The sequence below is a fragment of the Pseudomonas multiresinivorans genome (assembly GCF_012971725.1).
Taxonomy (GTDB): Bacteria; Pseudomonadota; Gammaproteobacteria; order Pseudomonadales; family Pseudomonadaceae; genus Pseudomonas; species Pseudomonas multiresinivorans.
In genome coordinates, this window is the sequence record NZ_CP048833.1 from 4238738 (window position 1) to 4260144 (window position 21407).

At 64.3% G+C, this 21407-nt stretch carries 21 protein-coding genes; 11 read left to right on the plus strand and 10 right to left on the minus strand.

Translation table 11 applies throughout. The features are described from left to right. Nucleotides 1-348 precede the first annotated feature (348 nt). Complete coding sequence (locus G4G71_RS19160) at nt 349-1695, plus strand: NCS2 family permease (protein WP_169939561.1); 1347 nt, start codon at nt 349-351, stop codon at nt 1693-1695. 86 nt (nt 1696-1781) lie between these two features. Here the strand turns inward: G4G71_RS19160 and G4G71_RS19165 are convergent, their stop codons facing one another. Next, nucleotides 1782-3578, minus strand: a complete 1797-nt coding sequence (locus G4G71_RS19165; RefSeq protein WP_169939562.1) for an ATP-binding protein — start codon at nt 3576-3578, stop codon at nt 1782-1784. Between the two features lie 163 nt (nt 3579-3741). After that, nucleotides 3742-4095: a hydroxyisourate hydrolase gene (gene uraH, locus G4G71_RS19170; protein ID WP_024763899.1), complete on the minus strand. Its 354-nt coding sequence runs from the start codon at nt 4093-4095 to the stop codon at nt 3742-3744. Nucleotides 4096-4503: 408 nt separating this feature from the next. Here uraH and puuE point away from each other — a divergent pair, with 408 nt between their 5' ends. The 5 genes from puuE (at nt 4504) to G4G71_RS19195 (ending at nt 9722) form a co-directional block, all read left to right on the plus strand. After that, nucleotides 4504-5439 (plus strand): allantoinase PuuE, encoded by a 936-nt coding sequence (puuE, locus tag G4G71_RS19175; RefSeq protein ID WP_054910389.1) that lies wholly within the window; start codon nt 4504-4506, stop codon nt 5437-5439. After that, entirely contained in the window at nt 5436-5951 is a 516-nt protein-coding gene (uraD, locus tag G4G71_RS19180) for a 2-oxo-4-hydroxy-4-carboxy-5-ureidoimidazoline decarboxylase (RefSeq protein ID WP_169939563.1), read from the plus strand. The genes puuE and uraD overlap by 4 nt, the downstream gene beginning before the upstream one ends. Before the next feature lie 69 nt (nt 5952-6020). After that, nucleotides 6021-6527, plus strand: coding sequence for an ureidoglycolate lyase (locus G4G71_RS19185; RefSeq protein ID WP_045209032.1), 507 nt, complete (start codon nt 6021-6023; stop codon nt 6525-6527). Nucleotides 6528-6580: 53 nt separating this feature from the next. Further along, nucleotides 6581-7921, plus strand: coding sequence for a urate hydroxylase PuuD (locus G4G71_RS19190; protein ID WP_169939564.1), 1341 nt, complete (start codon nt 6581-6583; stop codon nt 7919-7921). Between the two features lie 454 nt (nt 7922-8375). After that, entirely contained in the window at nt 8376-9722 is a 1347-nt protein-coding gene (locus G4G71_RS19195; RefSeq protein ID WP_169939565.1) for a nucleobase:cation symporter-2 family protein, read from the plus strand. Between the two features lie 101 nt (nt 9723-9823). Here the strand turns inward: G4G71_RS19195 and G4G71_RS19200 are convergent, their stop codons facing one another. From G4G71_RS19200 to G4G71_RS19210, 3 genes are all read right to left on the minus strand, one after another. Next, nucleotides 9824-10765, minus strand: coding sequence for an IS481 family transposase (locus tag G4G71_RS19200; RefSeq protein ID WP_169935270.1), 942 nt, complete (start codon nt 10763-10765; stop codon nt 9824-9826). Between the two features lie 173 nt (nt 10766-10938). After that, the gene (locus G4G71_RS19205) at nt 10939-12582 is read right to left on the minus strand and encodes a methyl-accepting chemotaxis protein (RefSeq protein WP_420825946.1); all 1644 of its coding nucleotides are present in this window, start codon (nt 12580-12582) and stop codon (nt 10939-10941) included. Nucleotides 12583-12646: 64 nt separating this feature from the next. Beyond that, the gene (locus G4G71_RS19210; protein WP_169939567.1) at nt 12647-12988 is read right to left on the minus strand and encodes a hypothetical protein; all 342 of its coding nucleotides are present in this window, start codon (nt 12986-12988) and stop codon (nt 12647-12649) included. 191 nt (nt 12989-13179) lie between these two features. On the opposite strand from G4G71_RS19210, the gene dusA reads away from it, so the two are divergent. Together dusA and tal are read left to right on the plus strand one after the other, a co-directional pair. Continuing rightward, nucleotides 13180-14184, plus strand: a complete 1005-nt coding sequence (gene dusA, locus G4G71_RS19215; protein ID WP_169939568.1) for a tRNA dihydrouridine(20/20a) synthase DusA — start codon at nt 13180-13182, stop codon at nt 14182-14184. A 62-nt stretch (nt 14185-14246) separates the two neighbouring features. Beyond that, nucleotides 14247-15167: a transaldolase gene (gene tal, locus G4G71_RS19220; RefSeq protein WP_169939569.1), complete on the plus strand. Its 921-nt coding sequence runs from the start codon at nt 14247-14249 to the stop codon at nt 15165-15167. A 64-nt stretch (nt 15168-15231) separates the two neighbouring features. On the opposite strand, the gene rssC is transcribed toward tal, so the two are convergent. From rssC to G4G71_RS19240, 4 genes are all read right to left on the minus strand, one after another. Then, nucleotides 15232-15714 carry an anti-sigma factor antagonist RssC gene (gene rssC / locus G4G71_RS19225; protein ID WP_017517513.1) on the minus strand — a complete coding sequence of 161 codons (483 nt, stop codon included), beginning with the start codon at nt 15712-15714 and terminating at the stop codon, nt 15232-15234. Further along, nucleotides 15711-16895, minus strand: a complete 1185-nt coding sequence (rssB, locus tag G4G71_RS19230) for a two-component system response regulator RssB (protein WP_024763890.1) — start codon at nt 16893-16895, stop codon at nt 15711-15713. Before rssB ends, rssC begins: the two co-directional genes overlap by 4 nt. 180 nt (nt 16896-17075) lie before the next feature. Next, entirely contained in the window at nt 17076-17780 is a 705-nt protein-coding gene (locus tag G4G71_RS19235; protein ID WP_024763889.1) for an MlaA family lipoprotein, read from the minus strand. Between the two features lie 169 nt (nt 17781-17949). Further along, nucleotides 17950-18666 carry a UTRA domain-containing protein gene (locus G4G71_RS19240; protein ID WP_169939570.1) on the minus strand — a complete coding sequence of 239 codons (717 nt, stop codon included), beginning with the start codon at nt 18664-18666 and terminating at the stop codon, nt 17950-17952. A 112-nt stretch (nt 18667-18778) separates the two neighbouring features. Here G4G71_RS19240 and G4G71_RS19245 point away from each other — a divergent pair, with 112 nt between their 5' ends. From G4G71_RS19245 to G4G71_RS19255, 3 genes are all read left to right on the plus strand, one after another. After that, nucleotides 18779-19522: an HAD superfamily inactivated hydrolase PcrP gene (locus tag G4G71_RS19245; protein WP_169939571.1), complete on the plus strand. Its 744-nt coding sequence runs from the start codon at nt 18779-18781 to the stop codon at nt 19520-19522. Beyond that, on the plus strand, nt 19519-20100 hold the full coding sequence (locus G4G71_RS19250; RefSeq protein WP_169939572.1) for a phosphonate degradation HD-domain oxygenase: 582 nt from the start codon (nt 19519-19521) through the stop codon (nt 20098-20100). Before G4G71_RS19245 ends, G4G71_RS19250 begins: the two co-directional genes overlap by 4 nt. Nucleotides 20101-20178: 78 nt before the next feature. Then, the gene (locus G4G71_RS19255; protein WP_024763885.1) at nt 20179-20442 is read left to right on the plus strand and encodes a DUF4404 family protein; all 264 of its coding nucleotides are present in this window, start codon (nt 20179-20181) and stop codon (nt 20440-20442) included. 70 nt (nt 20443-20512) lie between these two features. On the opposite strand, the gene queF is transcribed toward G4G71_RS19255, so the two are convergent. Next, nucleotides 20513-21343: an NADPH-dependent 7-cyano-7-deazaguanine reductase QueF gene (gene queF, locus G4G71_RS19260; protein ID WP_169939573.1), complete on the minus strand. Its 831-nt coding sequence runs from the start codon at nt 21341-21343 to the stop codon at nt 20513-20515. Between the last annotated feature and the right edge of the window lie 64 nt (nt 21344-21407).

The following is a 21407-nucleotide window of genomic DNA, read 5'->3' on the forward strand; positions in this document are numbered from 1 at the left end:
GGGGCGGGAGTGAAGCTGGCCGCGGGCCAGGCATGGCGCACAGTGTACACAAAGTGGCCACTATCGTGCAGCCGTCATGAGCGACTCGCCGCCAACCCCAAGGCCGCGCGGCACAGGAGCTTGGCGAAGGCCAACCTGCGACCATTCCGACGCTTTGCTTGTAAAAATCTTTCAGCAAGACACTAAACATTATTTGAACTTTTTGTACACAACTGCATAATCGCGGCGTGACTTCCTGACCCAAAGGTCAACATTCACACCCTCACAACTCTTTCCGTTAGCGCAAGGGACGCAGGTGAACCAGCCGACGGCAAGGGACCAACAACAAGAGCGTTGAGGAGTACCGCTGTGGAAAGCACCAAACAAGAACAACAAGCCTTTGCATCCAGTCCCCCCGCCACCGGCCTGCTCGAACGCCTGTTCAAGCTGAGCCAGCATGGCACCACCGTGAAGACCGAACTCGCCGCGGGTCTCACGACCTTCATCACCATGGCGTACATCATCTTCGTCAACCCCAACATCATGGCCGACGCCGGCATCGATCACGGTGCCGCCTTCGTGGCTACCTGCCTGGCCGCCGCGCTGGGCTGCTTCCTCATGGGCCTGTATGCCAACTGGCCGGTGGGCCTGGCGCCGGGCATGGGCCTCAACGCCTTCTTCACCTACACCGTGGTCAAGACCATGAACTACAGCTGGGAGATCGCGCTGGGCGCGGTGTTCATCTCCGGCATCATGTTCATGATCCTGACCTTCTCGCGCATTCGCGAATGGCTGCTCAACAGCATCCCGGTCAGCCTGCGCTTCGCCATGGGCGCCGGCGTCGGCCTGTTCCTCGGGCTGATCGGCCTGAAGACCGCCGGCATCGTGGTTGCCAGCCCCGCCACCCTGGTTCACCTGGGTGACCTGACCAGCCCCGGCCCGCTGCTCGCCGCCATCTGCTTCCTGATGATCGCGGTGCTGGAATACCGCCGCGTGTTCGGCGGCATCCTGATCAGCATCCTCACCGTCACCGTGGCCGGTATCGCCCTGGGTATCGTCAAGTTCGGCGGCGTGTTCTCCATGCCGCCGAGCCTGGCGCCGACCTTCCTGGCGATGGATATCTCCGGTGCGTTCAACGTGACCATGATCAGCGTGATCCTGGCCTTCCTCTTCGTGCACATGTTCGACACCGCCGGCACCCTGATGGGCGTCGCGCAACGCGCGCAGCTGGTACGCGAGGACGGTCGCATCGAGAACCTGTCCAAGGCAATGAAGGCCGACAGCACCTCCAGCGCATTCGGCGCCGTGCTCGGCGTACCGCCTGTGACCAGCTACGTTGAGAGTGCCGCCGGTGTCGCCGCCGGTGGCCGTACCGGCCTGACTGCCGTGGTGGTCGGCGTGCTGTTCGTCGCGGCGATGTTCTTCGCCCCGCTGGCCGGCATGATCCCCGCCTACGCCACCGCCGGCGCGCTGATCTATGTGGCGATGCTGATGATGGGCGGCATGGCCCACATCGACTGGAACGAGCACACCGAGACCATTCCGGCGATCGTCACCGTGATCATGATGCCGCTGACCTTCTCGGTCGCCGACGGCATCGCGCTGGGCTTCGTGACCTACGTGGCGATGAAGGTCTTCACCGGCCGCCACAAGGACGTGACCATCAGCCTGTACGCCCTGTGTGCGATCTTCGTGGCGAAGTTCGTCTTCCTCTGAGTCATTGCTTCGGCGAGAAACATGAAAACCCCGGCAATTGCCGGGGTTTTCATTGAGGCCGGGTCAGTTCGCCCAGGCTCTTCGCGTCAATCTTCCGCGCTGGGAAGTTCGAGGTGGACAGTGAACTCGCTGCCGACGCCCGGACGGCTGCTCATCAGCAACTCCCCGCCAAGCGCCGCGACCAGGCTGCGCGAAAGCGCCAGGCCAAGGCCGCTGCCGCCCCGAAGTATCTGCTGATTGTCCAGAGGCTGGCTGAACGGGTCGAACAGCGCCCCCTGATCTTCCTGCGCAATGCCAGGGCCGGTGTCGGCCACGTCGATCTGCACACCCACCATGCCCTGCCCCCGGCCCCGTGCCTGAAGGCGCACGAGGATCCGCCCACGCTCGGTGAACCTGACGGCATTGCCCAGCAGGTTATCCAGCACCAGCCGCAAGGGTTGTGGGTCGCACCAGACGAGAGTCTGCAGCGCCAGGTCGAAATCGGTTTCCACCTCAAGCCCTTTGGCAGCGGCAGGTTCGCGCAGTTTCTCCAGCTTGCGGTCGAGCATCTTGCGCAGGTCGATTGCTTCCGGGTTCAGTTGCAGGCGACCGGATTCCGCTCGGCTGAGCATCTGCAAGTCATCGAGGACGTGCAGCACGTTCTGCGCCAGCGAGCGCGCCACGCCCAGCGGTTCGCGCCGACGCTCGGGGTCATTCTGGTTGAGGGCCAGATCGATCATCGCCAGCAGGCTCTGCAGCGGCCCCTGCAACTCACTGCCCATGCTGGCAAGGAACTGGCTCTTGTCGCGACTGATGGATTCGACCCGGGCATTGGTATGGCGCAGCACGCGGATCAGGTCGTCGCGCTGGGTGATGTCCACCGCCCCGGTGATAGCGCCCACCAGCTCGCCGCGGCTGTTGTGGTAAGGCCGCGCCCAGAAATGCACGACCCGACGGTCCTTGTTGGTGTGGAACTCGATGTCCTGGTCCGCCGGCTCACCACGGGCGATGGTCTCGGACAGCTTCGCCGCCAGCATCGAGCCCTCATGGCTGCTGGCGAAGATGCCAAGGTCGGCCAAGGTGCTGCCGATGATCTCCTCGCGGGTCTTGCCGGGAATGGTGTAGGCGGCCTTGTTGCAGTAGCGGATGCGGCCGTCCAGCCCGCGCAGGCTGATCGGATGCGGCAGCGCTTCGAGCATGCTGCGCAACAGATCGAGTTCGAAGCGATCTTCCTCATCGACAGCATGCGCCGCCGATTCCGCATCATCCTTGACCCCGCCCTCCACCAGCCCGTGCCGCCGGCCGATATCGATCAGCTCCACCAGCGACTTGGCGTGCAGCTTCTGCATCAGGCGCACCTTGTAGGTGCTCACGGTCTTGTCGCTGATGGCCAGCTGATCGGCGATGGCGATGTTGCTCAGGCCCTGGGCCAGCAGTTGCAGCACGCTCAGTTCGCGCACCGAGAGGTCCTTGAGCAGGCCGCCGTGCCCCGCCTCCTCCGCGGCGTTCACGCTGCCCAGGGCGTGGCTGGGGAAGTAGCTGTGTCCCTGGGCGATGGCTCGCACCGCCTCGCGCACGGCCTGCGGGTCCTCCTGCTTGCTGACGAAGCCGGCAGCACCGGCGGTCAGGCAGCGGCCGGCGAAATACTCGGAGTCCTGGGAAGTGAGCACCAGCACCTTGACCGGCGACTCCTGGGCTACCAGACGCTGCAGCACCTCCAGGCCGCCCAGCCGCGGAATCGACAGTTCGAGGATCATCAGGTCCGGCTTGCACAGGCGCGCCTGGTGCAACGCATCGGGGCCGTTGTCCGCCTCGCCGACCACCTCGTGCCGGTCCGCCTCCATCATCAGGCGCAGCGCATGGCGGGTAACCGGTTGTTCATCGACGATCAGGATTCTGCTCATGCCACTTCTCACGAATTCGGTATCTCTCCTTCTAGTCCAACTACCGCGTTTGCGCCCATAAAACCCATGCAAATTGCTGAATGACGGGCAAAAAAAAGCCCGCAGTGTGGGCGGGCCGAGGAAGACTCCACGAAGAGTCCGGGGGAAGACCTACGGGCGGGGACTAGCTGCCGCGATAGGTGGAATAGCTGTAGGGGGAAATCAGCAGCGGCACATGGTAGTGGTCGCTTTCCGAGGCAATGCCGAAGCGCAGCACAACCTGGTCGAGGAACGCCGGCTGGGGCAGCTCCACGCCACGGGCGCGGTAGTAGTCGCCGGCATTGAACAGCAGCTGGTAGACGCCGGCGCGGAAATCCTCGCCCTGCAACAGCGGCTCGTCACAGCGACCGTCATCGTTGGTCACGCGGGTGGCGATCAGCTCCAGCTGCTGGCCCTCGACACGGAACAGTTCGATCTTGATGCCATGGCCCGGGCAGCCGTGGGCGGAATCCAGTACGTGAGTGGTCAAGCGTCCCATGGGCTATCGGTGTCTGGCGGCGGCGCCGGCGGACACCTTCCTCCTCTGTCTTGTTGATCGATATCGGCGCGCTGCTCCATTGAACAGCGCGCGAGTGCTTTTGGTCGGACCGAATATACCCAGCGGCACGATCAATTGTATACAAAAAAGTGTTCCATCACCGCAAAAAGCAGCTTTTCCCGAACCTGTACCCACGTGCAGAAGCAGCCAACCATCGGGCGCAGACCGCACCATTGCGCGGCATCCAGCGCATTCGCAGCCACCGCGGGGGAAGCCGATGGATTGAAACGACCGTTGCGCGGATTGTATTTACAGACCACCAAACATTTTGTATACAATGCACCCATCACGGCAGCGCACGGTCTACCGACCCGGCGCCGACCGCCAACCACAAGAAGGAACACTGCAGTGAGCGCTGACTACCCACGCGACCTGATCGGCTACGGCAACAACATTCCCCACCCGCACTGGCCGAACGACGCCCGCATCGCGCTTTCCTTCGTCCTTAACTATGAGGAAGGCGGCGAGCGCAACATCCTGCACGGGGATGCCGAATCCGAAGCCTTCCTTTCCGAGATGGTCGCCGCCCAGCCGCTCAAGGGCGAGCGCAACATGTGCATGGAATCGCTGTACGAGTACGGCAGCCGCGCCGGCGTGTGGCGCCTGCTCAAGCTGTTCAGGAAGTACGACCTGCCGCTGACCGTGTTCGCCGTGGCCATGGCCGCCCAGCGCCACCCGGAAGCGATCCGCCAGATGGTCGCCGACGGCCACGAGATCTGCAGCCACGGCTACCGCTGGATCGACTACCAGTACATGGACGAGGCGCAGGAACGCGAACACATGTTCGAAGCCGTGCGCATCCTCACCGAGCTGACCGGCCAGCGCCCGCAGGGCTGGTACACCGGCCGCCTGGGCCCGAACACCCGCCGCATCGTCCGCGAAGACGGCAACTTCCTCTACGATTCCGACACCTACGACGACGACCTGCCCTACTGGGACCCGGCGAGCACCGCCGAGAAGCCTCACCTGGTGATCCCCTACACCCTGGACACCAACGACATGCGCTTCACCCAGGTGCAGGGCTTCAACAAGGGCGACGACTTCTTCGAATACCTCAAGGATGCCTTTGACGTGCTCTACGCCGAAGGTGCCGAGGGCGCGCCGAAGATGCTCTCCATCGGCATGCACTGCCGCCTGCTGGGCCGTCCGGCGCGTATGGCCTCGCTGGAGCGCTTCATCCAGTACGTTAAAGGTCACGAGAAGGTGTGGATCACCCGCCGCGTCGACATCGCCAAGCACTGGCACGAGAACCACCCGTTCAAAGCGCAGGAGAACCCGGCATGAGCCGCTTCCAGACCCTCACCCCGGCCAGCCTCGACCGCGCCACCTTCGTCGCCGCCTTCGCCGACATCTACGAGCACTCCCCGTGGGTCGCCGAGAAGGCCTATGACCTCGGCGTCGACGACAGCCTGAACGACATCGAACTGCTGCAGCAGCGCATGGCCGACATCCTCCTGTCCGCCAGCCACGACGCACAGCTGGCCCTGATCAACGCTCACCCGGACCTCGCTGGCAAGGCCGCCGTGCGTGGCGAGCTGACCGCCTCCAGCACCGCCGAACAGGCCGGCGCCGGCATCCAGGATTGCACCGCCGAAGAGTTCGCCCGCTTCACCGAACTCAACGACGCGTACAAGGCCAAGTTCGGCTTCCCCTTCATCAAGGCAGTGAAGGGCAGCAACCGCCACCAGATCCTGGCCGCGTTCGAAGAGCGCATCCACAACACGCCGGAGCAGGAATTCCAGACTGCCCTGGCGGAGATCAACAAGATCGCGATGTTCCGCCTGCAGCAACTCTGAGCCAGCGGACCTTCACCCCCCTTCCCACTGGAAGGGGTCCATGCGAACAACGAAATAAGAAGACCAGCCATGCGTACCCTGAAGATCGAGCCGTTGACCAAGGAAGCCTTCGCCCCATTCGGTGATGTCATCGAAACCGAAGGCAGTGATTTCTTCATGATCAACAACGGCTCCACCCGCCGTTATCACAAGCTCGCCACCGTCGAAACGGCGCAGCCCGATGACAAGGCGATCATCAGCATCTTCAGCGCCGAATCACTGGAGATGCCCTTGCGCATCCGCATGCTGGAACGTCACCCGCAGGGCAGTCAGGCGTTCATTCCGCTGCTCGGCAACCCCTTTCTGATCGTGGTCGCGCCCCTTGGCGATGTACCTGTATCGGGCCTCGTCCGCGCTTTCCTGTCCAACGGCAAGCAGGGCGTCAATTACCACCGCGGCGTCTGGCACCACCCGGTGCTGACGATCGAAAAGCGGGATGACTTCCTGGTGGTCGATCGCAGCGGTTCTGGCAACAACTGCGACGAGCATTTCTTCACCGAGGACGAACAGCTCCTCCTCGACCCCCAAGCAAACTAATAAGAGAGGCCCGCCTGCCGCGACGGCGGCACCCGGGCAAGAGGTAAAAAACTGTGGAAGCACATCTCATCGAATGGCTGAACCTGCTGGTCCGCTGGGTCCACATGATTGTGGGCATTGCCTGGATCGGCGCTTCGTTCTACTTCGTCTGGCTGGAGAACAACCTCAACCGCGCCAACCCGCGCGAAGGGCTCTCCGGTGATCTCTGGGCGATCCATGGTGGCGGTATCTACCACCTGGAAAAGTACAAGCTCGCCCCGCCGAAAATGCCGGACAACCTGCACTGGTTCAAATGGGAGGCCTACTCCACCTGGATGTCGGGCGTCTGCCTGCTGACCATCGTGTTCTACCTGAACCCGACCCTGTACCTGATCGCACCGGGCAGCGACCTCGCCCCGGCCGCCGCCGTGGCCATCGGCATCGGCTCGCTGATCGCCGGCTGGTTCATCTACAGCACCCTGTGCGACTCCCCGCTGGGCAAGAAACCCGCCCTGCTCGGCGCCATCCTGTTCGGCCTGCTGGTCCTCGCCGCCTACCTGCTCAGCCAGGTGTTCAGCGGTCGCGGTGCCTACCTGCACGTGGGCGCCATCATCGGCACCATCATGGTGGGCAACGTGTTCCGCGTGATCATGCCTGCCCAGCGCGCACTGGTTAAGGCCATCGAGGAAGGTCGCGAGCCCGACCCGGTACTGCCGGCCAAGGGCCTGCTGCGTTCGCGCCACAACAACTACTTCACCCTGCCGGTGCTGTTCATCATGATCAGCAACCACTTCCCGAGCACCTACGGCAGCCACTACAACTGGCTGATCCTGACCTGCATCGCGGCGCTGGCGGTGATCGTGCGTCACTACTTCAACACCCGCCACAATGGCAACGGCATGGCCTGGGCGCTGCCCGCCGGCGCTGTCGGCATGATCGCCCTGGCCTTCGTCACCGGCCCGAGCTGGCCGACCAGCGATGCCTCCTCCTCCACCGCGCAAGCTCAGAAGATCGAGTACCAGCCACTGCCGGAAACCGCCGTTGGCGGCAAGACCCCGGCCGAGCGCGCCAAGGATGAGGAAGCCGCCAAGGCCGCTGCCGCCCAGCAGGCTCAGGCCGCTCCGGCCCAGGCGTCCACCGCCGCGGGCTCGACCGAAGGCTTCGACAAGGTCCATCACGTCATCCAGGAACGCTGCGCCGTCTGCCACTCGGCCAAGCCGACCAGCAATCTGTTCAGCACCGCGCCGGCCGGCGTGATGTTCGACACCCCGCAGCAGATCCAGCAGCTCGCCCCGCGCATCCAGGCGCAGGCCGTGGCTTCGCAGGTCATGCCGCTGGGCAACATCACCCAGATGACCCCGGAAGAGCGCAAGCTCGTTGGAGACTGGATCTCCAGGGGTGCCCAGGTTAATTGAGCCTGCGGCACGGCCAGGAAAACCGCACCTTCGGGTGCGGTTTTTTTATGCGCGCGAAAGGCGTGGCCTCACCTTCGGCGCGAACCTGAACCCGATCGCGGACGGAGTCCGCTCCTACGCGAATGCCAGATCTTGGCGTAGGAGCGGACTCCGTCCGCGATTGCTTCCCGCCCGCACAACCCCCCGTTGAAACAAAAAATGTAGTCCACTCGACCAATGGCTACAAAAACACCAAGCCCAGGAAACACGCGGCCTAGAGCCCTGCAGCACCAGACAGACAGAACGTGACCGCCGAGTTGTATACAAAAAACCATTGAACCCGATACACATCGAAGATATAAAGTCCCGCACCGCTTCACCCGCTCGGCCCCGGGGGTGAGATCGGCCAGTACTTCCCGGTTGTCGTGCCCGTCCGGCAACCAGCGACTGACAACAATAAAAACCGAGGTGTTGCATGTCCGTGGTAACTGAGCGCTCCCCTACCGGCTCGCCCGTCGACCAGCGTTTGCCCTTGCTGCAGCTGCTGCTGGTCGGCTTCCAGCACGTTCTCCTGATGTATGGCGGCGCCGTCGCCGTCCCGCTGATCGTCGGCCAGGCCGCCGGCCTCTCCCGTGAAGAAATCGCCTTCCTGATCAACGCCGACCTGCTGGTCGCCGGCATCGCCACGCTGGTGCAATCGCTGGGCATCGGCCCGGTGGGTATCCGCATGCCGGTGATGATGGGCGCCAGCTTCGCTGCCGTGGGCAGCATGGTCGCCATGGCCGGAATGCCCGGCGTCGGCATGACCGGCATCTTCGGCGCGACCATCGCCGCCGGCTTCTTCGGCATGCTCATCGCGCCCTTCATGAGCCGCATCGTGCGCTTCTTCCCGCCGCTGGTGACCGGCACCGTGATCACCTCCATCGGCATGTGCCTGTTCCCGGTGGCGATCAACTGGGCCGGCGGCGGCAAGGCAGCAGCCAACTTCGGCGCCATCGAATACCTCGCCCTGTCCTCCTTCGTGCTGGCAGTGATCCTGCTGATCAACCGCTTCCTGAAGGGCTTCTGGGTCAACGTCTCGGTGCTGATCGGCATGCTGCTGGGCTACATCATCGGCGCCAGCATGGGCATGGTCAGCCTGGACGGCATCGAGCAACGCCCGTGGTTCGACATCGTCACGCCGCTGCATTTCGGTGCCCCGGAATTCCACCTGGCTCCAGTGCTTTCGATGTGTCTGGTGGTGGTGATCATCTTCGTCGAATCCACCGGCATGTTCCTCGCCCTGGGCAAGATCACCGAGACCGAAATCTGCCCCAACCGCCTGCGGCGCGGCCTGCTGTGCGATGCCGGCGCATCCTTCATCGCCGGCTTCATGAATACCTTCACCCATTCCTCGTTCGCCCAGAACATCGGCCTGGTGCAGATGACCGGCGTGCGCAGCCGCTATGTCACTGCTGCCGCCGCGCTGTTCCTGATCGCCCTGTCGCTGCTGCCCAAGGCTGCCTTCCTGGTCGCCTCGATTCCACCGGCGGTACTCGGCGGTGCCGGCATCGCCATGTTCGGCATGGTCGCTGCCAGCGGCATCCGCATCCTCCATGAGGCGGACATCGTCGATCGCCGCAACCAACTGCTGGTGGCGGTGAGCATTGGCATGGGGATGGTGCCGGTGGTGCGCCCGGACTTCTTCGCTGCGCTGCCGCAGTGGATGGAGCCAATCACCCACAGCGGCATCGCGATGACCGCGATCTGGGCCGTGGTGCTGAACATCCTCTTCAACATCCTCGGCGAACAAGGCCGCGACGCCCTCTGCGGGCATCACTGAGCCCCTTTCGCGGGCGTCTCCCGGACGCCCGCACCAAGCCGCGTCCAACTCCTTCGCGGCTTTTTTATTTCTGCGGCTCCAAGTAGGACCGAGGGGGACGCCTAGTTGTGTAAACCCAGTAGGTTGTTCAGTGGAATGCGGCTGATGGGTGGGCAGTAATGCAGACTGGAGTGAGGCCTGTGCCAGTTGTATTGGTGTAGCCAGAGGGCCAGATGCTGGGCGCGCTGCTCAGAGCTCTCGTAGCTACGGGCGTAGGCCCACTCCCGCAAGCTGGTTTGAATGAAGCGCTCAGCTTTGCCATTGGTACGTGGGGTGTAGGGTCTGGTGCGGATATGTCGTAAGCCCAGACGCCGGCATAGGCGGCGGAATAGACCTGATCGGTAGCAGGCACCGTTGTCAGTCATGACCCGAGTAAATCGAATCTTCAGCGAGCGGTAGTAGCGCAAAGCCTGGAGCAGAGCGCGACAGGCACTTCCACCTCGTTCATCAGCATGCAGGCTGGAGAAGGCGATGCGCGAGGCATCGTCGATGGCGACATGGACAAACTCCCAGCCCGCTCCGTCAGAGCCCATCAGCCGGGTTCCCGTAACTCGATGTCCCGGTCTCCAAAAGCGTGCGAGCTTCTTGATATCCAGATGCAGTAGATCACCTGGTTGAGCGTACTGATAACGCCTGATCGGCGGAGCGGGCTCCAACTCGGGGAGCCGATTGAGTCCGAGTCGTTTGAGGTGGCGAGCGATGGTACTGACTGCCAGCCCTAACTCGTTGGCAATTTGCCGATAGGTTTGACGGGCGCTGCGCCGCTCAATCAGCCTTTCGAGCCGGGACTCGGGTGTGGCATGGGGGCAGGCGTGAGGGCGCGAAGTGCGATCCATCATGCCGGCCTCTCCCTCTTCGCGGTAACGCCGAAGCCATTTGTAGGCCGTACGTACGCTGACACCGGCCGCCTGCGCTGCCTCTTCAGCACGTAACCCCTGAAGCATGCGCTGGACTAAAAGGGCTCGACCGCGCGGTGTAAGACGGGCATGTTTATGCAGGTTCATTCGGGGCTCCTGGAAGGATTGGTTGGTCGCACTTCCAGTTTTCCGGGTAAGCCCCGGATGAACAACCTACCGAGAGATCACACCTAGTCCTTGCTCGCGAACAGCCCCGCATCGGGGTTTGGTTCGCGAGCAAGCTCGCTCCTACAGAATGGCTTTCATACGGGTAGTCGGACTTAGGCTTCCGGACGATAGCCCAAACGCAGCCCACCCCACTGGCGACCACGCACGTAGATCGGCACCGAGAGGTCGTGCATCAGCTCGCCGGTATCACGGCAGTAGGTCTGCAGCAGCATCGGCTGGTTGTGGCTGCCGCAGCGCACCCCGGTGCGGTCGTTGAACAGGCGCTTGCTGCGGCTCTTGAGCATGTCCACCTGCAAGTCGCCGCTCGGCGGATGGCTGAAAGCCTGGTTGTGCGTCGGCACGTAGCCCTCGGCAGTACAGGCGATGGCGAACACCAGCCCTTCATGGCGTTGCAGCAGGTCTTCCTGGATGCGCGGCAGCACTTCATCGGTGTAACGGTCGAAACGCGTACGGAATTTCTGCGGCCTAGTGCCCGGCATCGGCTGGTAGTCGCGGTCGAACAGGTCCTCCGGCCCGATGCGGCCCGTGTCGATATCCGCCTCGAAACGCGCACCGATGGCCTGCGCACCGGCGCGGGCAAGGTCATAGATGCGCTGGTGATAGTCGTCCAGCGCCACTTCGGCCAGGCGCTCGCTGATCATCTCCGCCTGGGTTTCCAGCTGCACCGCCGCGTCCGCCAGCCGGTGCGTCTGCTCGTCGCTTGCACGCAGGTCACCGCGCACCTGCTCGACGGCGGCGAACAGGCTGTCCAGCTGGTTACGGTTGATCTCTGCGCCTTCGGCAATCTCGGTGATCTGGGTCTCCACCGTGGCGGCCAGCCCGGCGATGTCCTGCAACTGTCGGCCAGTGCTTTCCACCTGGCTGACACCCAGGCCCAGGTCATCGGTGAGCTGGCGAATCTGCTCCACCACCTCGCCGGTCTGGCGCTGGATGTCCTCGATCATCTGCCCGACTTCGTCGGTAGCCTCGGCAGTACGACCGGCCAGGCCCCGCACTTCCTCGGCAACCACCGCAAAGCCCCGGCCATGCTCGCCCGCGCGCGCCGCCTCGATGGCGGCATTGAGCGCCAGCAGGTTGGTCTGGCTGGCGATGGACTGGATCACCTGGGTCACGCGCTGGATGTCCTCGCTGCGCGCATTCAGCGTCTCGATCAGAGCGCGGCTGGCACTGGCGCGCTGGCTCAGTTGGCGCATGCAATCGATGGCGGCGTGCAATTCGCTGCGCCCGGCATCGCTGCCGGCACGGGCAAGCGTGGCTGCTTCCTTCGCCTGGCGGGCCAGGTTCGAAGTAGCCCGCTCGGTATGGATCATCACCTCGGCGCTACCGACGATCTGCTCGGCCGCCACCACCTGGGACTCCAGCTTCTCCACCAGGCGCTGCACCGAGAAGGACACCCCGGCGGCGGACAGCGCATTGCGACTGGTGCCCTGGGACAGCTCGCGGGTCAGCTCAGCGACATCCGGCAGCACCGCCAGCGCACCGGCCGGGGCCGCCCGCTCGGGAACGAACCATGGACCCCAGAGCAGCACCGCGGCCAGCAGCAGGCACAACGACAGCGGCCAGCCGCCCAGCGCCTGGGCAATGAACAGCAGCACCAGGCCGCAAGTCTGCAGGGTAAGGATGAGGACGATATGCGGACGCGCGATATCCATGGCGGCAGCTCTCTTCTGGCGGGCCCTACCGCTGCACAGCGCAGGCACGCTGGCGGGGAGCCCGATTATTCTTGTCAGAGCCATTAGGCCGCCTGCTTCACGCGGCGGCTATCGTTCCTTAGTGGTAGACGAGGCGCTGCTTGAGTCGCTACAGACAACTGCGCGCCGCCAGGTTGATCGCATCGTCCGGGCTCGGCGAATGGCGACGATAGAGCACCACATCGCTGCCCTTGTCCGCTGCCGTGGTCTCCAGCAACGCCTCGGGGCTATCGCCCGATGTGGCCGGCATCAGTAGCCGGTAGCCAAAGCGGATTTCCTTCACCGTCGACGACGAGCGGATTGCCTGCCATTTCGGCAACAGGCAGGTCATGTAGACCGAGGGCGACTTGGCGCTCTCCAGCCGCAATGCCGGAGCATCCTCCTTCAGCTTGCCCGGCGAGGAACAGGCGGCCAGCAGGATCAGCGGCAGCGTCAGCAATAGGGGTTTCATCGAGTGAGATCCTTCTGTCAGAAACCCAGAGGGTAGCAGTTGCGTCGATGCTGACCGGCAGGCCAGATCAAGCCCAAGACTGACCGCCCGCCGGTTTCCGTGCGCGGAGCGGGCAACCCCGGTAAAATCTCCGCCCTTTCCGCGGCGCGAGCGATTTCGCGCCCCCAAGCGAAGCCAGATACGAAGCACCGATGACCACTGCCGCTCCGACCGCCACTACCCGCCCCGAGCCCTCCCGCCGCTTCTCCGTGGCGCCGATGATGGACTGGACCGATCGCCACTGTCGGTTCTTCCTGCGCCAGCTTTCCAGCCACGCCCTGCTCTACACGGAGATGGTCACCACTGGTGCCATTCTGCACGGCGACGCCGCGCGCTTCCTGCGCCACGACGAGTGCGAGCACCCGCTGGCGCTGCAACTGGGCGGCAGCAACCCGGCGGACCTGGCCGCGGCGGCGAAGATGGCCGAAGAAGCCGGCTACGACGAAGTGAACCTGAACGTCGGCTGCCCCAGCGACCGCGTGCAGAACAACATGATCGGCGCCTGCCTGATGGGCCACCCGGCGCTGGTGGCGGACTGCGTGAAGGCCATGCGCGATGCGGTATCGATCCCGGTGACGGTCAAGCACCGCATCGGCATCAACGGCCGCGACAGCTACGAAGAGCTCTGCGACTTCGTCGGCCAGGTGCGCGACGCCGGCTGCCGCAGCTTCACCGTGCACGCGCGCATCGCCATCCTCGAAGGCCTGTCGCCCAAGGAAAACCGCGAAATCCCGCCGCTGCGCTACGACATCGCCGCGCAGCTCAAGCGCGACTTCTCGGAGCTGGAAATCGTCCTCAACGGCGGCATCAAGACCCTGGAGGAATGCCGCGAGCACCTTCAGGTATTCGATGGCGTGATGCTCGGCCGCGAGGCTTACCACAACCCCTACCTGCTGGCCCAGGTGGACGCCGCGCTGTATGGCTCGCCAGAGCCGGCCATCACCCGCGCGCAAGCCCTGGCGCGGATGCGCCCGTACATCGAGCGGCACATCGCCGAAGGCGGCGCGATGCACCACGTGACCCGCCACGTCCTGGGCCTGGCGCAGGGATTCCCGGGGGCGCGGCGCTTCCGCCAGTTGCTCTCGGTGGACGTTCACAAGACCAAGGATTCCCTCGGGCTGCTCGATCAGGCCGGAGAACTTCTCGCCGGTCACTGAGTCCCGTTGAGTGGCGCATCGGCCTCGGGTAAGGTCGATGCACTCTCTACGGAAGACGCGCCATGACCTCCAAGCTGGAACAACTCAAGCAGTACACCACGGTTGTCGCCGATACCGGCGATTTCGACGCCATTGCCCGCCTGAAGCCGGTGGATGCCACCACCAACCCGTCATTGCTGCTGAAGGCTGCCGCCCTGCCCCGCTACACCGAGCACCTGGCCCGCGCCACCGAAGGCGCGCAAGGCGACGCCGGTCTTGCCTGTGATCGCTTCGCCGTTGCCGTGGGCAAGGACATCCTGGGTGTGATTCCGGGGCGCATCTCCACCGAAGTTGACGCCCGCCTGTCCTTCGATACCGAAGCCACCCTGCAACGCGCCCACCGCCTGATCGACCTGTATGACCAGCAAGGCATCGGCCGCGACCGCGTGCTGATCAAGATCGCCTCCACCTGGGAGGGCATCCGCGCTGCCGAACAGCTGGAGCGCGAAGGCATCCAGACCAACCTCACCCTGCTGTTCTCCTTCGCCCAGGCCGCCGCCTGCGCCGACGCCGGCGTGTTCCTGATCTCGCCCTTCGTCGGCCGCATCTACGACTGGTACAAGAAGGCCAACAACCGCGACTACGTCGGCGCGGAAGATCCCGGCGTGCAGTCCGTTTCGCGCATCTATCGCTACTACAAGGCCAACGGCTACGACACCGTGGTGATGGGCGCCAGCTTCCGCAACCTCGGTCAGATCGAGCAACTCGCCGGCTGCGACCGCCTGACCATCAGCCCGGACCTGCTGCAGCAATTGGCCGACGCCCAGGGCGAGCTGCCGCGCGCATTGCAGCCCGGCGGTGGTGAGGCACGCCAGGTTCTGGACGAGAGCACCTACCGCTGGCAGATGAACGAAGACGCCATGGGCACCGAGAAGCTGGCCGAAGGCATCCGCCTGTTCGCCCGTGACCAGGAAAAGCTCGAGGCGCTGCTCGCCAACCGCTGAAAACTGCGGACGAGCAAAAGCAAACCGGCGCCCAGGGCGCCGGTTTGCATTTCAGCTCATCGAATCAGTGGCGCTCGAGCGCGCTCACCAGATCGTGGAAGGCCTCGCGGTTGGTCTCGTTCAGGCCCATCAGGATACGGTGGGCCTCGAGTACCTTGCCGCGCACCACCTCCTCGGACTGGTCCTGGGGAGGCAGATCGGTCAGGCAATCCGAGCACGGAATCGGGCGATCAACGATGTTGAACACCTGATCGAAGCCCATCGACTGCAGCAACCGGGTGATGTCCGCGTTGGTGGTGACCAGCGTGGGCAACAGTCCGACCTTCTGCCGCGAGAGAATCGACAACTTCGCCAGGAGGCCCAACGTGGTGCTGTCGATACTCTGGGTTTCCGTGAGATCGATGATGATCGCCGAGAAATTCAACGCGGCGAAGATTTTTTCAATGGTGGCATCCAGCGCCGAACACAGGGTCAGTCGGACTTCGCCCACAAACTTCAGGACGAATGAGCCATCCTGCTCGGCGAACTGGATTTTACCGGTACTCATGCAAGGTTCCTGCTCAACACCAGCAAGGCAATATCATCCGGCATCTCGGACAACTTGGCCAGTCCGAAGACTTGACGCAAGCCATCCAGGGTTCCGCCGGCGGCGACGACCTGCTCAGGCAGGGCCGTCTCCTTTTCTTTCAGCGTAGCTCCCGGAAGGACATCGAGAATGCCGTCCGAGAACAGGGAAAGGCTGAAGGATTTGGGAAGATCAAGGACATGATCCTCGTAAGTCGCTTCGTCGAACAGCCCTACCGGCAGGCCGCGGCCTTCCAGGTAACGGGCTTCACCGTCGACATAGAGTACTGGCAGCGGCAGGTGCCCGCCGATGCTGTAGGTCAGGCGGTCGGTATCCAGGTCGATCACGCCGCCGAGCATGGTCACGTGCTTGCCCAGGTTGCAGTTGATCAGCCCGCGGTTGATATGGCCGAGAACGTCCGACGGCTTGAATTCCGGCAGCATGTCGTTGCGCTTGGACTCGTACAGCAGCCGCGTGGTCATGAACTTCAGCAGCACGGTGACAAAGGCGGACGAAGCGCCGTGACCCGAAACGTCGGCGAGATAGAAGCCGATGCGGCGGGCGTCGACACGGAAGTAATCGACAAAGTCACCCGACAGGTAAAGCGACGGGATGATCTGGTGGGAAAACGCCAGGCCTTCGGACTCCCACGGAGTCTCCGGCAGCATGTTCATCTGCACCTGGCGACCGGCGTTCTGGTCTTCCTGGAGCAGGTTCAGGCTGGCCTGCAGTTCGCGGTTGGCGGTTTCCAGCTTTTCGCGATAGCGGCGGTTTTCCGAGCGCAGGAAGGCCCGATCCAGGGCACGGCGCACCGAGTGTTCCAGGACGGCAAGGTCTTCCAGCGGCTTGATCAGGTAGTCGGCGGCGCCCAGGCGCAGGGCCTCGACGGCATCGCTCATCACACCGGCACCGGACAGCACGATCACCGGGGTTTCCACCGCCATCTCGCTGACGCGACGGATCAGCTCAAGGCCGTCCATCTGCGGCATGCGCAGATCGCAGATCACCAGGTCAGGGAGTTGGTGTTCGAAGACCTTCAGGCCTTCCAGGCCGTTGGTGGCCTGTGTGACCTTGAATCCGCTGTCTTCCAGGTAGGCGGCGAGGCTTTCGCGGACGACGTCGTCGTCATCGATAATCAGCAGCGAGGCACTGGCTTTGTGCATGGGTCATCCAGGCAAACGGCGCCGGGGTTGTGGTTTGGCGCTCATTCTAGGGAACAGCGGCGCGGGTCGGTCGCGACAAGGCGCAGACAGTACTCCCATCCGCTCAAGGGTTCAAGCATGCGCAGCCCGCGCCACGAACGGCGCGGGCTGGAGGACAGGAACGGTCTGCGGGCAGGTGGATCAGAAGTCGTCTTCGACCTCGCCGTCCTTGACCTTGAACTCGCGGTTCTGCAGGTAGGCGTTGCGGATGAAGGTGTATTTGTCGCCGCTGATCAGCTTCTCGGACTTGAGCAGGTCGGCGCGGGTATCGACCACGTTGACACCGCGCAGGCTGTTACGCACCGATACATTGTCGATGTAGGGATACGGGCCGGTATAGGCATCCGGGATCAGCGAGGGCGCATCGCGCAGGGTGCTCGGGCCCAGCAGCGGCAGCATCACGTAAGGGCCGCTGCCCACGCCGTAATGGCCGAGGGTCTGGCCGAAGTCTTCGTCGTTGCGGCGCAGGCCCATGTGGGTCGCGACGTCGATGAAGCCGGCCAGGCCGAAGGTGGTGTTGAACAGCAGGCGGCTGGTGTCGACGCCGGCATCGCGGAACTTCAGCTGCAGCAGGTCGTTGACCAGGTTGCGCACGTCACCGATGTTGCCGAAGAAGTTGTGCACGCCGTCCTGCACGACGTTCGGCGTGACGTACTGGTAGCCCTGGGCCAACGGCTTGAGGGCGTAGGTGTCCAGAGTGTCGTTGAAGGTGAAGATCGGGCGGTTGACGCTTTCCCACGGGTCGTCTTCGCTGGCGGCCTGTGCCAGGAACGGGATCGTGGCCAGGCCGGCGGCGGCGAGCAGGCTGAAGCAGCGTTTCGTCCATTGGACGCCTAGTGGGCGCATCGGGAATTCTCCAGTGAATGTCTTTCGGGCCAGCCATGGCGGCCCCGCTATGCGGGCAGATTATATAGAGGCCGAACGGTTTTGCAGACCCGAACCGATCTCACAGGATTTCGATTCGTGGCCGCGCACTACCGTTTCGCTTGCTTCCAGCCGAAAGCATAGTGCCACTTCAGTCCGGATACCGTGCGTCGATGACAATTTCCAGCGCATCGGAGCGCCAGAACTCCTGGTCCCACTCCACCAGCCGGCCGCCGTCGACAAAGCTTGCGCGCTCCACATGCAGGCCCGGCGCGCCCGGCGTCAGTTGCAGCGGTGTCGCCCGCGCAGCCACCAGCGCCGTGGAATGCATGGCCAGCTCGGAACGCGACAGGCTCAGGCCCAGCTCCTCGCGCAGTACGCGGGTGAGCGAGGTGTCCAGCCCGTGATCGAGCAGCCCCGGGCACCAACTGGCGTCCAGGGTGATTTCCTCCAGCATTACCGGGCGTTCATCGACCCAGCGTCGGCGCAGGATATGGAACACCTCGGCCGCTTCATCCAGCCCCATGCGTCGAGCGATAGCGGGCCCGGCGGTACGGCGTTCAGCGGCGAGCACTTCGGTACGCGGCACCCGCCCCTGGGCCTGGACGTAATCCATGAAGCCCGTGGTGCGGGTCGGGTTGTAGCGGATGCGCGGCGGCGAGACGAACCAACCGCGACGATTCTCGCGGTAGAGCACGCCTTCTGTTTCCAGCTGTTGCAGCGCCTCGCGCAGGGTTACTCGCGTGCAGCCGAAGCGTTCGGCCAGCTCGCGCTCGGCGGGCAGGCGCGCGGCCAGGGTGGCGTTGGCGATGTCCTGCGCCAACTGCTCGCGAATGCGCAGGTAATGGGGCATGGGTTCGACCGGCATGGGTGTCTTCCGCAAAAAGGCGCGGCGATTATAACGGCACGCAGCGGGACTTCATCGGACCGTCACAATGGGCCGCTAGTCTGGCCTAGACCAATTATCAGAAAAGCCCACCATGCCTGCGACTGCCGACCTTCCGCGCTTCACGACCCTGCTGTTCGGACTGTCCGGTGATCTGGTGGACTTCGGCGCAAGGACGCTGCCGGTTGCCCTGCAACGTATTTGCCCCGATTGTCCGCCGGAGCGCCTGACCTCCGCCCTCGCCCTGCCACCACAGCAGGCCCTGGATCTGGCCCTGGGCCACGATGCCGACGCCCCGGAGCGCGACCTGTTCCAGTCGGCCCTGGATGAAGCCGCCCAGGCCCACGCCGAGGCGACGCCTGGCGCACTGGATGCCCTGCAGTCGCTGCACCGCAACGGCGTTCCCTGCGCCTGGCTGGATGAGCTGCCCAACGCCACGACGCTGCACCTCGCCGCCGCGCTGGATGATCAGCTCGCCACCGGCCTGGACATTGCCGGCCGCCAGTGGCCGGCGCCGGATTCCTGCTGGCAGGCACTGATGCAGCTTGGCACTCCATTGCTGGACGGCTGCGTGCTGGTCAGCGGCCAGCCGCGCCTGCTCCAGGCAGGCCTGAACGCCGGCCTGTGGACCATCGGCCTGGCCGCCAGCGGCCCCCTGTGCGGCCACGCACCAGGAGACTGGGACGCCCTGGGCAATCTCGACCGCGACCGCCTGCGCGCCCAGGCCACACTCGGCCTGTACCGCCTCGGCGTGCACTCGGTCATCGATCATCTGGGCGAGCTGGATTCCTGCCTGCAGGACATCGCAGGCCGCCGTCTGAAAGGAGAAAAACCATGAAGCACGAGCGCCACCGCTTCCTCGACGAGCTGGCCGAGCGTTTTGCCAGCCACGGCGCCGAGCCTTACGGCGAAGCCGTCAGCCAGGCCGAGCACGCGCTGCAGTGCGCCACGCTGGCCGAGCGCGCCGGTTGTTCCGACAGCCTGGTGATCGCCGCCCTGCTCCACGACATCGGCCACCTCTACGAGAACCCGGAGCTGATCGATGAACAGGACCTGCGCCACGAGGAGTTCGGCGCCAGCCTGCTGCGCGAGCTGCTGCCCGAATCCGTCTGGCAGCCGATCCGCCTGCACGTGGCCGCCAAGCGCTACCTCTGCGCGGTGGACCCGGCGTACCACGCCGGCCTGTCCTGGGCCTCGCGGCAGAGCCTGGCGCTGCAGGGCGGGCCGTTCGATGAACGCGGCTCCAGCGCCTTCCTCAACGCGCCCTTCTCCCAGGACGCGCTGACGCTGCGCCGCCTGGACGACCTGGGCAAGGACCCAGCCATGCGCACGCCCGAGCTGGAGCACTTCTTCCCACTGCTCGAGCGGCTCCTGCGCGTTGATCGGCATCAGGCAAGGGTGCGCGCGGCGAGTTAAGCTCAAAGGCATGGCGATGGACCTTTTCCCCGTCGGGCGAGGTCCATCTTTGGGTACGTACCGCAGAAGGACACCACCATGCCGACACAACGCCTCCAGGAAGAACTCCAGGCCCTGCGCGACCAGCTGGAGCGCCAGCCGCCGCTGAACGCGGAAGAGCGCGAATCGCTGCAAGCCCTGATCAAGGACATCGAATTGCAGCTGGCCAACGAAGAGGCGCTGGCCGACGAGACCCTGATGGATAACGTCAACCTGGCCGTCGAGCGCTTCGAGGCAAGCCATCCGACCTTGGCCGGCACGCTTCGCTCCATCGTGCAGAGCCTGGCGAACATGGGCATCTGAAGCTCCCAGACATGAAAAACCCGGCCAAGGCCGGGTTTTTTGTATCCGCGATTGACAGGCGCGCCAGCAACTACTGACGCACCAGCCGGCGATTGTCCGGCTGCACGGCTTCGCTGCTGCGGTAGGGGTTGATGTCCAGCCCACCACGGCGCACGTAGCGCGCGTAGACAGTCAGGCGGGTCGGTTGCAGCAGGCGTTGCAGGTCGAGGTAGATGCGTTCGACGCATTGCTCGTGGAAGTCCTGGTGCTGGCGGAAAGAAACCACGTAGGCCAGCAGGCTGGCAGGATCCAGCGCCGGGCCGGCGTACTCGATCACCAGGGTGCCCCAGTCCGGCTGGCCGGTGACCGGGCAGTTGGATTTGAGCAGGTGGCTGTAGAGCACTTCGTCGACGCGGCGGGTGTCGTCGCAACGCAGCAGTTCCGGGCGCGGGTGGTCGTAGCTTTCCACCGCGACATCCAGATCGTCGACACAGGTGCCCTGGATGACTGCCACGCCCTCGCCCGCCACTTCGTCCAAGCCGCGAACACGGACGCCCACCGGCGCGCCAGCGGCGGCGGACAGGTCACGCTCCATCACCGCGCGCACGGCTTCAGCGTTGTCGAAGGCGGTCTGGTTCAGCGAGTTGAGGTAGAGCTTGAAGGACTTGGACTCGATGATGTTCGGCGACTGCGCCGGGATCGAGAACTCGCCGATGGCCACCACCGGCTTGCCCGATGCGGTCAGCCAGGACAGTTCGTAGCAATTCCACAGGTCCACGCCCTGGTACGGCAGGGTGTCCGCGGTCAGGCCCAGCTCCGCCCACTTGGTGGTGCGGGAGATCGGGAAGAGCAGCTCCGGCGCGTAGGTGGAGACGTATTCGCTGGATTTGCCCAGGGGCGAGTGTTCGGCGGGATGCTGCATGGGGAGGTCCTGCTGGATCGGCGATGCGGGTAGTGACGCGAGGCGGCGAGTGTATACAAATCCG

What these genes read in the sequence shown, in the direction of transcription:
- G4G71_RS19165 (WP_169939562.1), bottom strand. Translation starts at nt 3,578, where the DNA reads ATGAGCAGAATCCTGATCGTCGATGAACAACCGGTTACCCGCCATGCG.
- uraH (WP_024763899.1), bottom strand. Translation starts at nt 4,095, where the DNA reads ATGGGACGCTTGACCACTCACGTACTGGATTCCGCCCACGGCTGCCCG.
- uraD (WP_169939563.1), top strand. Translation starts at nt 5,436, where the DNA reads ATGAGCCGCTTCCAGACCCTCACCCCGGCCAGCCTCGACCGCGCCACC.
- G4G71_RS19185 (WP_045209032.1), top strand. Translation starts at nt 6,021, where the DNA reads ATGCGTACCCTGAAGATCGAGCCGTTGACCAAGGAAGCCTTCGCCCCA.
- G4G71_RS19195 (WP_169939565.1), top strand. Translation starts at nt 8,376, where the DNA reads ATGTCCGTGGTAACTGAGCGCTCCCCTACCGGCTCGCCCGTCGACCAG.
- G4G71_RS19200 (WP_169935270.1), bottom strand. Translation starts at nt 10,765, where the DNA reads ATGAACCTGCATAAACATGCCCGTCTTACACCGCGCGGTCGAGCCCTT.
- G4G71_RS19205 (WP_420825946.1), bottom strand. Translation starts at nt 12,582, where the DNA reads ATGGCTCTGACAAGAATAATCGGGCTCCCCGCCAGCGTGCCTGCGCTG.
- G4G71_RS19210 (WP_169939567.1), bottom strand. Translation starts at nt 12,988, where the DNA reads ATGAAACCCCTATTGCTGACGCTGCCGCTGATCCTGCTGGCCGCCTGT.
- dusA (WP_169939568.1), top strand. Translation starts at nt 13,180, where the DNA reads ATGACCACTGCCGCTCCGACCGCCACTACCCGCCCCGAGCCCTCCCGC.
- tal (WP_169939569.1), top strand. Translation starts at nt 14,247, where the DNA reads ATGACCTCCAAGCTGGAACAACTCAAGCAGTACACCACGGTTGTCGCC.
- rssC (WP_017517513.1), bottom strand. Translation starts at nt 15,714, where the DNA reads ATGAGTACCGGTAAAATCCAGTTCGCCGAGCAGGATGGCTCATTCGTC.
- rssB (WP_024763890.1), bottom strand. Translation starts at nt 16,895, where the DNA reads ATGCACAAAGCCAGTGCCTCGCTGCTGATTATCGATGACGACGACGTC.
- G4G71_RS19235 (WP_024763889.1), bottom strand. Translation starts at nt 17,780, where the DNA reads ATGCGCCCACTAGGCGTCCAATGGACGAAACGCTGCTTCAGCCTGCTC.
- G4G71_RS19240 (WP_169939570.1), bottom strand. Translation starts at nt 18,666, where the DNA reads ATGCCGGTCGAACCCATGCCCCATTACCTGCGCATTCGCGAGCAGTTG.
- G4G71_RS19245 (WP_169939571.1), top strand. Translation starts at nt 18,779, where the DNA reads ATGCCTGCGACTGCCGACCTTCCGCGCTTCACGACCCTGCTGTTCGGA.
- G4G71_RS19250 (WP_169939572.1), top strand. Translation starts at nt 19,519, where the DNA reads ATGAAGCACGAGCGCCACCGCTTCCTCGACGAGCTGGCCGAGCGTTTT.
- G4G71_RS19255 (WP_024763885.1), top strand. Translation starts at nt 20,179, where the DNA reads ATGCCGACACAACGCCTCCAGGAAGAACTCCAGGCCCTGCGCGACCAG.
- queF (WP_169939573.1), bottom strand. Translation starts at nt 21,343, where the DNA reads ATGCAGCATCCCGCCGAACACTCGCCCCTGGGCAAATCCAGCGAATAC.